The sequence below is a fragment of the Muricauda sp. MAR_2010_75 genome, assembly GCF_000745185.1.
Classification (GTDB): Bacteria; Bacteroidota; Bacteroidia; order Flavobacteriales; family Flavobacteriaceae; genus Flagellimonas.
The window spans coordinates 2324670-2336053 of the sequence record NZ_JQNJ01000001.1; the positions used below are offsets into that span (position 1 = coordinate 2324670).

Here is an 11384-nt window from a genome sequence, read left to right on the forward strand (position 1 = left end):
AGGAGCAACATTTTTCAATAAAAATCCAAAATGAGGGAACGGTCACCTTTAATGAGTGTGCGACGCAAATGGATGTGTAAAAGCATAAAAAAGAGGATTTTTCGCCCATTTTTTGCGCCAACACCATTTTTTAATACGCTTGGGATGAACTAAGTTTACTTGGTATTACTTTGTAAATGATCAAAAAAGCACACATACTATTTCTTCTGTTGGTGATCTCAACAATGGGTCATGCCCAAGTGGGCAATGCCCGGAATGAAATTGAAATTGAAGGCTCCGTGAAGGGAAAGGAAAATTTCTCCCCAATTTCGGGGGTGCAGGTCTCCACAGATCATGGCAGATATACTAGAACCGATGCATTGGGCGAGTTTACCATCAAAGCTGCCATTGGGGACATGCTCATTTTTGAGAGTCCTGAGTTTGAAACCGTACGGCATCGCATCCGGTCCAATGAAGATGTAGATGTTTTGGTAGAGGGATATGCCGTTTCAAGAACAGCAAGAAAAGAGAAAAGGTCAGTTTCTGGTACTAGAGCAGATATTAGTGACCATCGGCGATTTTTGGACTCTGCCAATAGCTACAAAAAAACGAACCTGGAAAAAAGTATCGATTTTATTGCCCGGTCCATGGAGCCTTTGGGCGCATTGGGCAACAAAGTCGAACTGTCCGAATCATTGAGCACTTTGGGAGAAGTCTATATGTACCACAAACAATACGATCTGGCCATTGCCAATTTTAAGGATGCCCTTGCGGCCAGACCTTCCAACAAAACAAGGCTCTTATTGGGAAAAGCCTACATATTGAATGGGGATTTTGAAGATGCAGAGTCCACATTATCCCCTTTATTGGACATAAAAAATATGGTGCCCTACCAGCGTGTTGAACTTTATGAAGCATTGGGTGATGCCCATAAAGGCCTATCCAATCCAAAAAAAGCCCAAGATTTTTATCGGGAAGGGCTTCAAGTGGCCGAGAAGAACCAAATATCGCCCAAAGTCATCGACTTAAATTCAAAAATAGCCGAAACCTATGCCAGTGAAAATAGGGTGGTCGAGGCAGAGGGTTTTTATCAAAATAGCCTTAACCTCTCAAGACAGGTCGCGCCGGAGCGATTAATTCAGGAAAGTGAACGTGTAGCGGATTTCTACAATCAAAAGAACCGGTATGAGGATGAGATTCAATTGCGCAAAAAAAGTTTGAACGAACTCCAGCAACTGCCACAGTCCAAAGTAAGTACAGAGAGTCGTGGATTTTCAGGGGCAGATACCATTACGTCCCAGCGTATCAACTATAAGATCGCCAGTGCCTATATCGCACAGGACAAATTGGACGAAGCCATACCCTATTTGGAAAAAAGTATCGTGGAAGCTGATCAAGAGGACGATTTGGTGGTGCAAAAGGATGCCACCCGAAAACTCTCCGAAGTCTACCGCTACAAAGGGGATTTCTCCAAGGCATTGGAATCCTATCAAGATTATGTGGCTGTGGTAGACAGTCTCTATATCCGAAAAGAACAGGAAATTTCGCAGGCCGCTCGATTCAATCGAGAGATTGCCAACACCCAAAACCGGATTTCCAGTTTGGAGCAAGAACGCGAACTTTCCCAAAGCAAGTACAGTTTGGCGGTTACGGAACAGCAACTGTTCGAGGAGACCAGCAAGCGACAAAAATGGATCATTTATTCCTTGATTTTTGGAATCCTCCTCACCGCGCTGACTGCTTTTCTATACTATCGGACCAGCAAGCAGCAGAAGCTGGCCAATAATCTTCTGGCATTGAAGTCATTGCGTACCCAAATGAACCCACATTTTATCTTTAATGCGCTCAATTCGGTGAACAACTATATTGCCAAGAACGATGAGCGCAGCGCCAATCGATTTTTGAGCGAATTCTCGGTTTTGATGCGCAGTGTGTTGGAGAATTCAGAAGAAGATTTTATACCGCTCTCCAAAGAATTGGAATTGCTGGAACTGTATGTGAAATTGGAGCATTCTCGTTTTTCGGATAAGTTTGATTACCACATTGAGGTGGATAAACAGGTGGATGTGGATGCGTTTCAAATTCCACCCATGTTGCTGCAACCCTACATAGAAAATGCCATTTGGCACGGATTGCGGTACAAGGAAGAAAAAGGATTCCTGAAAATAGCCTTGCAGCAGCTTACACCAAATTTATTGGAAATTACCATTGCCGATAACGGCATTGGCAGGAAAAGGTCAGCCGAACTGAAGACCCAGAATCAGAAGAAACAAAAATCAAAAGGAATGGGAAACATCAAAAAACGTATTCAAATCCTTAATGACATGTATAAAAACAAGGTGGAGGTGTCCATTTCAAACCTAAATGAGGACCAAACCGGGACCAAAGTGACCTTAAAGCTAAAAAGAGACTAATGGAGCTACAGGCAATCATAGTTGAGGATGAGGCGAATAGCCGCGAGATCCTTCGGAATTATCTCGCCAAATACTGTGAAAACATAAAGTTGTTGGGTGAAGCGGCCCATATTGAAGAAGGAATTACCCTGATTCAAAAGCACCAACCCGATGTGGTTTTTTTGGATGTGGAAATGCCCTTTGGCAATGCATTCGACCTGTTGGACAAGATTCCGGACCGCAGCTTTGAGGCCATTTTTGTCACAGCCTACAACCAATATGCCATGGATGCCCTTAATCATCATGCCGCCTATTATTTAATGAAACCCATTAACATTGATGAATTGGTGAAGGCGGTGGAATATGTAAGGGTAATTAAGGAAAAAGAGAATGCCTTGGAAGGGCAGGTGCTGAAAATTACTTCGATGAAGGCGGAGGGAAAGATTACCTTACCACAACAAGATGGATTTCAGGTTTTGGAAGTGGGCGATATCTTTTTCTGTAAAGCCGACGATAATTATACCGAAATCTATCTGGAGCACAAGAAGATTGTGGTGAGCAAGACCCTTAAGTATTTTGAAGAGGCCCTCCAGCAGTATGCTTTTGCCAGAATCCATAAATCCTATTTGGTAAATGTGGCCGAAGTGGTCAAGTACAAAAAAGGGAAAGGGGGCAGTGTAATCCTTTCCAATGGCAAGGAGCTGTCTGTTTCTGCTTCCAAAAAGGCTGAACTTTTATCGTATTTTCAATAAAAAATCAAATGATACTCAAACCCGTCAGGGGGAAATCCCCAGAAATAGGAAAAGACTGTTTTATAGCTGAAAACGCTACCATTGTGGGCGAAGTAACCATGGGCGACCAATGCAGTGTATGGTTCAATGCCGTGATCCGTGGCGATGTACATTACATAAAAATGGGAAACAAGGTCAATGTGCAGGATGGTGCCGTAATCCATTGTACCTATCAAAAATCACCCACCAACATTGGCAATAACGTTTCCATAGGCCACAACGCCATTGTGCACGGCTGTACCCTCAAGGACAATGTTCTGGTGGGCATGGGCAGTATTATTATGGACGATTGTGTGGTGGAGAGCAATTCCATCATCGCGGCCGGAGCGGTGGTGACCAAAGGCACCCATGTGGAGACGGGCAGCATTTATGCGGGCATGCCCGCCAAAAAAATCAAGGATATCAGTCCAGAATTGAGCTCGGGGGAGATAGATCGTATTGCCAATAATTATGTGACCTATTCCAGTTGGTTCAAAGAAGACTAAGAATCCAATAATCCAAGTAGTCCAAACAACTAAAAGTCTAAAATATCCCTATTTTTACGCCACTCAAAAAACTCGACTACTATGAACGCATATATTTTTCCAGGACAAGGTGCACAATTTGTGGGTATGGGATTAGATCTCTATGAAAATCACTCCCAAGCGCAAGAACTCTTCGAGCAGGCCAACGAAATTTTAGGATTTTCCATTACGGATACCATGTTTGAGGGCACTCCCGAAGATTTAAAACAGACCAAAGTGACCCAGCCTGCCATTTTTCTGCATTCTGTGGTTCTAAGCAAGGTTTTGGGCGACAGTTTTAAGTCCGATATGGTCGCAGGACATTCCTTGGGGGAATTTTCCGCCTTGGTGGCCAACGGTACCCTAAACTTTGAAGATGGCCTAAAATTGGTTTCCCAACGTGCTCTGGCCATGCAAAAAGCATGCGAAATAAAACCCAGCACCATGGCAGCTGTTTTGGGATTGGACGATGCCGTTGTGGAGAAAATCTGTGAAGAGGTGGAAGGCATTGTGGTTCCGGCCAATTACAACTGTCCCGGTCAATTGGTGATTTCGGGGGAAGTGGATGCCGTGAACATCGCCTGTGAAAAATTAAAGGAAGCCGGGGCAAGAAGAGCCTTGTTGCTCCCTGTGGGAGGGGCTTTTCATTCCCCTTTAATGGAACCCGCCCGTGAAGAACTGGCCGCGGCCATTGAGGCTACCCAATTTAGTGAGCCCAGCTGTCCCATTTATCAAAATGTGACCACCACTGCCGTTTCCAATGCGGATGAAATCAAAAAGAATCTGATTCTGCAATTAACAGCTCCCGTTAAATGGACGCAAAGTGTGCAACAGATGGTAAAAGACGGTGCCAAATCCTTTGTGGAAGTAGGCCCGGGCAAAGTGTTGCAAGGCTTGGTAAAAAAAATCAATCCAAATTCTGAAACCAGTTCTGCAGAAGTTTCCTAGATACGTGTAGCCGTTTATCCGATTAAACACAGATTTGAACCGATTGGGTATGGGGGTTAAATGCGTTTTTTGTAATATTGAGATTCCCAATCAACCAACCTAAAGTGGCATTTACGAACGAAACTGAAACGCATTGATCAGGTAATGGTAACCTCCCATCAAAAAACCTCAACACAATCTATTATGGGCTTTGGAAAAGGAATGCTCCTTTTTGTAGCTTTTGTGCTATTTGGTGTTGCAACTAGTTTTGGGCAAGATCCTATCAGCATCAACGACGTGACCCAAGTTGAGGGGAACGCTGGCACGAGCAACTTTGTCTTCACCGTCAGTGTTGACGGTGGGGGCAACGCCGCCTCGCAGATAGACTTCGATGTTGACACCTCAAATGGCACTGCCATCGCGGGCACGGACTACGTGGCCATATCCGGTGGTAGCGGCACGATCACCGCTGGCACTGCGAGCACTACGGTCACGGTTGTGGTGAACGGTGACACCGATGTTGAGGGCGACGAGGACTTCACGGTCGTTCTGAGCAACCCGACCAACGCGACGATAACCGACGACACTGGGCTGGGCACGATCACCAACGACGATACGGATGCGATCAGCATCAGCGACGTGACCCAAGTTGAGGGGAACGCTGGCACGAGCAACTTTGTCTTCACCGTCAGTGTTGACGGTGGGGGCAACGCCGCCTCGCAGATAGACTTCGATGTTGACACCTCAAATGGCACGGCCACGGCGGGCACGGACTACGTGGCCATATCCGGCGGCAGCGGGACGATCACCGCTGGCACTTCGAGCACTACGGTCACAGTGGTTGTTAACGGGGACACCGACGTTGAGGGCGACGAGGACTTCACGGTGGTGCTGAGCAACTACGGAAACATAAACGATGGCACTGGACTGGGCACGATCACCAACGACGATACGGATGCGATCAGCATCAGCGACGTGACCCAGGTCGAGGGGAACGCTGGCACGAGCAACTTTGTCTTCACCGTCAGTGTTGACGGTGGGGGCAACGCCGCCTCGCAGATAGACTTCGATGTTGACACCTCAAATGGCACTGCCATCGCGGGCACGGACTACGTGGCCATATCCGGTGGTAGCGGCACGATCACCGCTGGCACTGCGAGCACTACGGTCACGGTTGTGGTGAACGGTGACACCGATGTTGAGGGCGACGAGGACTTCACGGTCGTTCTGAGCAACCCGACCAACGCGACGATAACCGACGACACTGGGCTGGGCACGATCACCAACGACGATACGGATGCGATCAGCATCAGCGACGTGACCCAAGTTGAGGGGAACGCTGGCACGAGCAACTTTGTCTTCACCGTCAGTGTTGACGGTGGGGGCAACGCCGCCTCGCAGATAGACTTCGATGTTGACACCTCAAATGGCACGGCCACGGCGGGCACGGACTACGTGGCCATATCCGGCGGCAGCGGGACGATCACCGCTGGCACTTCGAGCACTACGGTCACAGTGGTTGTTAACGGGGACACCGACGTTGAGGGCGACGAGGACTTCACGGTGGTGCTGAGCAACTACGGAAACATAAACGATGGCACTGGACTGGGCACGATCACCAACGACGATACGGATGCGATCAGCATCAGCGACGTGACCCAGGTCGAGGGGAACGCTGGCACGAGCAACTTCATCTTCACGGTGAGCGTTGACGGCGGCGGTAACGCAGCCTCACAGATAGACTTCGACGTTGACACCTCCGATGGCACGGCCACGGCGGGCACGGACTACGTGGCCATATCCGGCGGCAGCGGGACGATCACCGCTGGCACTTCGAGCACTACGGTCACAGTGGTTGTTAACGGGGACACCGACGTTGAGGGCGACGAGGACTTCACGGTGGTGCTGAGCAACTACGGAAACATAAACGATGGCACTGGACTGGGCACGATCACCAACGACGATACGGATGCGATCAGCATCAGCGACGTGACCCAGGTCGAGGGGAATGCTGGCACGAGCAACTTCATCTTCACGGTGAGCGTTGACGGCGGCGGTAACGCAGCCTCACAGATAGACTTCGACGTTGACACCTCCGATGGCACGGCCACGGCGGGCACGGACTACGTGGCCATATCCGGCGGCAGCGGGACGATCACCGCTGGCACTTCGAGCACTACGGTCACAGTGGTTGTTAACGGGGACACCGACGTTGAGGGCGACGAGGACTTCACGGTGGTGCTGAGCAACTACGGAAACATAAACGATGGCACTGGACTGGGCACGATCACCAACGACGATACGGATGCGATCAGCATCAGCGACGTGACCCAGGTCGAGGGGAACGCTGGCACGAGCAACTTCATCTTCACGGTGAGCGTTGACGGCGGCGGTAACGCAGCCTCACAGATAGACTTCGACGTTGACACCTCCGATGGCACGGCCACGGCGGGCACGGACTACGTGGCCATATCCGGCGGCAGCGGGACGATCACCGCTGGCACTTCGAGCACTACGGTCACAGTGGTTGTTAACGGGGACACCGACGTTGAGGGCGACGAGGACTTCACGGTGGTGCTGAGCAACTACGGAAACATAAACGATGGCACTGGACTGGGCACGATCACCAACGACGACGGTGCGGTTGCTACCATTACAGCCAATGATGCGGCTGCGGCGGAGAGCCCGGTCAATACAGGTCAGTTTACGGTCAACTTAGGCGCCGTCAATAGCACAGGCTCATCAATTACAGTAGGATACACAGTTACAGGAGATGCGACCCCAGGTAGTGATTACAATACACTTTCAGGAAGTGTCAGCATACCTGACGGGCAGCAGTCGGAAACAATTTTGGTGACTCCCATTGACGATGGGCTTACAGAACTAGATGAGACAGTGATTGTAACCCTTGATTCAGGTACAGGCTATTCAGTGGGTACACCCGATAATGCCACGGTGACCATTTCCAGTGAAGATGACGAGCAACCATCTGGGTATACCGTAACCATTAATGATGACCCTATTGATTCTGATAATCAAGATAATGTGAGTTTCTCATTCTCAGGAGCCCCCACCTTTTTAACTTCCTTCGATTACACGTTTACCAGTGATGGCGATGGAAATGTAGCCGAAGTAACCGGGAGTGGGGCAGTGTTGACTTCAAATCGAACAGTAAATAATATTGATTTAAGCAGCTTGCCCGATGGTTTGATTACACTTACAGTCACCGTATCAAATATTTTAGGAACCGAAGGCCCTGAAACCACGGATACCGCTATAAAACTTACTACACTTCCTTCGGGATATTCAGTAAACATTGATCAAGATCCCATAGACCAAACCAATGAGGAAGATGTAAGCTTTACCTTTAGCAATGCAGAAGTAGATGCTTTTTACTACTATTCCTTTACCAGTAGTGGAGGTGGTAGCCCGGTTACAGGGAATGGAACGGTACAGACGCCCACAGACCAAATTGACAATATAGATATAAGCGGATTGTCCAATGGCACCATTACACTTACGGTGTATTTGGAGAATGTCAATGGTGATGGTCCCGATGTAACGGATACCGTAGCAAAAGAAACCTGCTTTGCAGGCAGTACTGCACCTGTGGGTAATAGTACACCCACCGCTTTTTGTGATGTGGTCAGCCAAGATTTAAATGCCTATACCTCAAGTGTGGCACCTTCTGGGGCCATGTTGCGCTGGAGTACCAATAGTGATACTTCTGTAACAGGAGATTTCTTGGGCGGAAGTACCGCCACTGCGCCGGGAACGTACTATGGATTCTTTTATGATTCAGTCAACAATTGTGCAAGTCCAACCTTGGAAATCACATTAACGCTAAATACAACTCCAGATCCCGGAACGGCTACCAATGTTTCAAGATGTAGCAACTCGGGTGATGGCGTTAGCATATTGCTTTTGGATAATACATTAACAGGAGCCGATCCTGGAACTTGGGCGCTGACATCATCACCAGGAGGTGCGTCCGTTATCATTAATGGTGATAATAGCGTCGATTTTGATGGGCAACCCGAAGGTGCTTACGTTTTTACCTATACCACCACAGGGGCCACAGCACCGTGTACTGACCAGAGTGTGGATTTAACGGTTACGGTGGAAGATTGCTCCCTACCTTGCGATGCAGGAGATTCAGCTCCGGCCTTGGATACCAGTCAACCTACGGTTTTCTGTGACGAGGTTATGGCAGATTTAAACGATTATGTGACCAATACAGCACCTGCCGGAAGTGTTTTGACTTGGAGTACCGACCCAGACCCTTTACAAACTGATGGGCATCGTAGCAGTATGGTCAATAATCCTGCGTCCTATTTTGGTTTCTTTTATGACGAGGTAAATGGTTGTGCCAGTCCGGTACTAACGGTTACCTTGGAACTTTTCCCAACACCCACCATTACCAATACGGAAGGGGACGAACGTTGCGGGGAAGGCTCATTGACCTTGTCGGCGACGGCTAGCAATGGGGTTTTAAATTGGTATGCCGCCCCCACAGGAGGAACCGCATTGGCAACTGGAAATACGTTTATCACACCTTCCATCGCAACCACAACCTCCTATTATGTGGAGGCTTCGGCCAGCGGTTGTGCATCGGAACGGGTGGAAGTGGTTGCTACCATAAACGATACGCCTTCCGCAGGAACTGCTACTGATACTGAAGCCTGTAATATGGTGGGCAATGGAGGCCCCAATAGTATAGATTTGGACGGTACCTTGACCGGTGCGGATGCCGGGACTTGGGCCATTATTACCGACCCTTCAGGAGGTACATTGACCATTGGTGGCGATAATACGGTTGATTTTGATGGTCTGCCTGTAGGGGACTATGTATTTGAATATACCACAACGGGAGCCGTAGCGCCTTGTACCAATGATACCGAACAAGTGACCATAACCGTTAGTGCTTGTAACGTGGATACTGATGGGGATGGGCTTACCGATGCCGAAGAAAATACTCTGGGAACCAACATTAACAATCCCGATACGGATGGCGATGGATTGACCGATGGCGAGGAAGTATTGGTGGTTGACGACCCCAGCACAACAGCGGTTCCGGAAAATGCCACTGATCCCTTGGATGCCTGTGATCCATTCCTAACACCAGATTGTAACCCCATGGATATTGATTTGGCCATCACAAAACAGGTAAATGAAGATGAACCGCTTTTGGGCGAGCAGATTACGTTTACCATCACTTTGGAAAATGTGGACATGACAAGGGTCTTGGACATTGTGGTAACTGATATGTTGGATGATGCCTTTGAATTTGTTTCGAGCGATGCTTCCTTGGGAACGTATGATCAAACTACCGGTGAATGGTCCATTCCTGAATTGGTAGCAACAACAGAATTAGTAACATTGAGAATCACGGTGAATGTCAATACGGCTGGATCAGTTCAGAACACAGCAACAATTACATCTTCTTTTCCAGCAGATGGAGTTGCCTCAAACAATACAGCCTCAGTTTCTGTTCAAGTAAATCGAAGTGAATGTGAAGACCCGGGAACCATTTGCAATATATTTTCACCTAACGGTGATGGCAAGAATGACAGATTGATATTGGTGGGTCATGAACAATTTTCAAGCAATACTTTTGAGGTTTTTGATCGCTACGGAAACAGTGTCTTCCAAATGGATGGTTATGATAGTTCATGGGACGGAACAGGAAAGAATGGCGATTTGCCCAAAGGAACCTATTTCTATATTCTGGACCTCAATGGCGATGGTACGGAAGTAGTGAAAGGTTGGATTCAAATTGTAAGGAACAACTAAAATGCCAGATAAAATAGATTTGTCCAAATACAGAATTGTTCTAGCGGTAGTCCTAATGGTCATAGGTGTTTCCCATGCCCAAAAAGAACCTCAATATACCCAGTACATGTACAACATCGGGAGTTTTAATGCGGCATATTCCGGTACCGTGGAGAGTCCTGAAATTATCGGTCTATACAGGGCACAATGGGTAGATATAGAGGGGGCACCCACCACTATTAGAGCAGGGGCGAACATTCCTTTCAGCAATGAAAAAATGGGATTGGGAATCAATATTGTCAGTGATCAACTGGGGCCTTCCACCCAAACTTATTTTGACGTGGCCTATTCCTATCAAGTACAACTATCGGAGGATACCAAACTGTCATTCGGGCTCAATGCCGGGGGGTCTTCGTTGAATATTGATTATTCCAAAGGTACAATCAATAACCCTTCAGACCCATCGGTTATAGGTGGAGAATACACCAACTTCTATCCAACGGTAGGGGCTGGGCTTTTTATGTACCACGAAGAAGATTGGTATTTGGGACTTTCCGTACCCAATTTTTTAACCAATGCCCTTTATAATGATGAAGTGGCCACCATTGTGGAGGACAATATGCAGTTCAATATTATTGGAGGGTACGTGTTCCAGATTTCGGACCAGACCAAGTTTAAACCTGCTTTTTTGGTAAATTACCTGCAAGGAGCCCCGGTAAATGTGAACCTATCGGCCAATTTCCAGTTTATTGATGCTTTAACCGTTGGGGCTTCCTACCGATTTGACAATGCGGTGAGTGGTCTGGCCGGTTTTCAAATATCCAATGCCATGTTTATTGGCTATTCATACGATTACAATACCAATTTATTGGGAGAATACAGCGGAGGTTCGCATGAGGCCATTTTAAAATTTTATATTGGTCGGGGTGGCTTTGGTTCTGGAGGATCCAAGTCAAAGAATAAAAACAAAAAAACAAACAATAAAGGTAAGCAGATAGATTCCCCAAGATTTTTCTAAC

At 47.7% G+C, this 11384-nt stretch carries 6 protein-coding genes; all 6 read left to right on the forward strand.

What is annotated here, in order from left to right; genetic code table 11:
• Positions 1-176: 176 nt before the first annotated feature.
• The 6 genes from FG28_RS10325 to FG28_RS10355 all read left to right on the forward strand — a co-directional run bounded on the left by FG28_RS10325 (position 177) and on the right by FG28_RS10355 (position 11383).
• The gene (locus FG28_RS10325) at positions 177-2393 is read left to right on the forward strand and encodes a histidine kinase (protein ID WP_036382534.1); all 2217 of its coding nucleotides are present in this window, start codon (positions 177-179) and stop codon (positions 2391-2393) included.
• Positions 2393-3124, forward strand: a complete 732-nt coding sequence (locus tag FG28_RS10330) for a LytTR family DNA-binding domain-containing protein (RefSeq protein WP_036382537.1) — start codon at positions 2393-2395, stop codon at positions 3122-3124. Before FG28_RS10325 ends, FG28_RS10330 begins: the two co-directional genes overlap by 1 nt.
• 8 nt (positions 3125-3132) lie before the next feature.
• Positions 3133-3648, forward strand: a complete 516-nt coding sequence (locus FG28_RS10335; protein WP_036382539.1) for a gamma carbonic anhydrase family protein — start codon at positions 3133-3135, stop codon at positions 3646-3648.
• 81 nt (positions 3649-3729) lie between these two features.
• Positions 3730-4614 carry an ACP S-malonyltransferase gene (gene fabD / locus FG28_RS10340; RefSeq protein WP_036382540.1) on the forward strand — a complete coding sequence of 295 codons (885 nt, stop codon included), beginning with the start codon at positions 3730-3732 and terminating at the stop codon, positions 4612-4614.
• A gap of 183 nt (positions 4615-4797) precedes the next feature.
• Positions 4798-10386, forward strand: coding sequence for a Calx-beta domain-containing protein (locus FG28_RS20135; RefSeq protein WP_197062586.1), 5589 nt, complete (start codon positions 4798-4800; stop codon positions 10384-10386).
• 1 nt (position 10387) lies between these two features.
• Positions 10388-11383, forward strand: coding sequence for a type IX secretion system membrane protein PorP/SprF (locus FG28_RS10355; protein ID WP_036382541.1), 996 nt, complete (start codon positions 10388-10390; stop codon positions 11381-11383).
• Position 11384 lies beyond the last annotated feature (1 nt).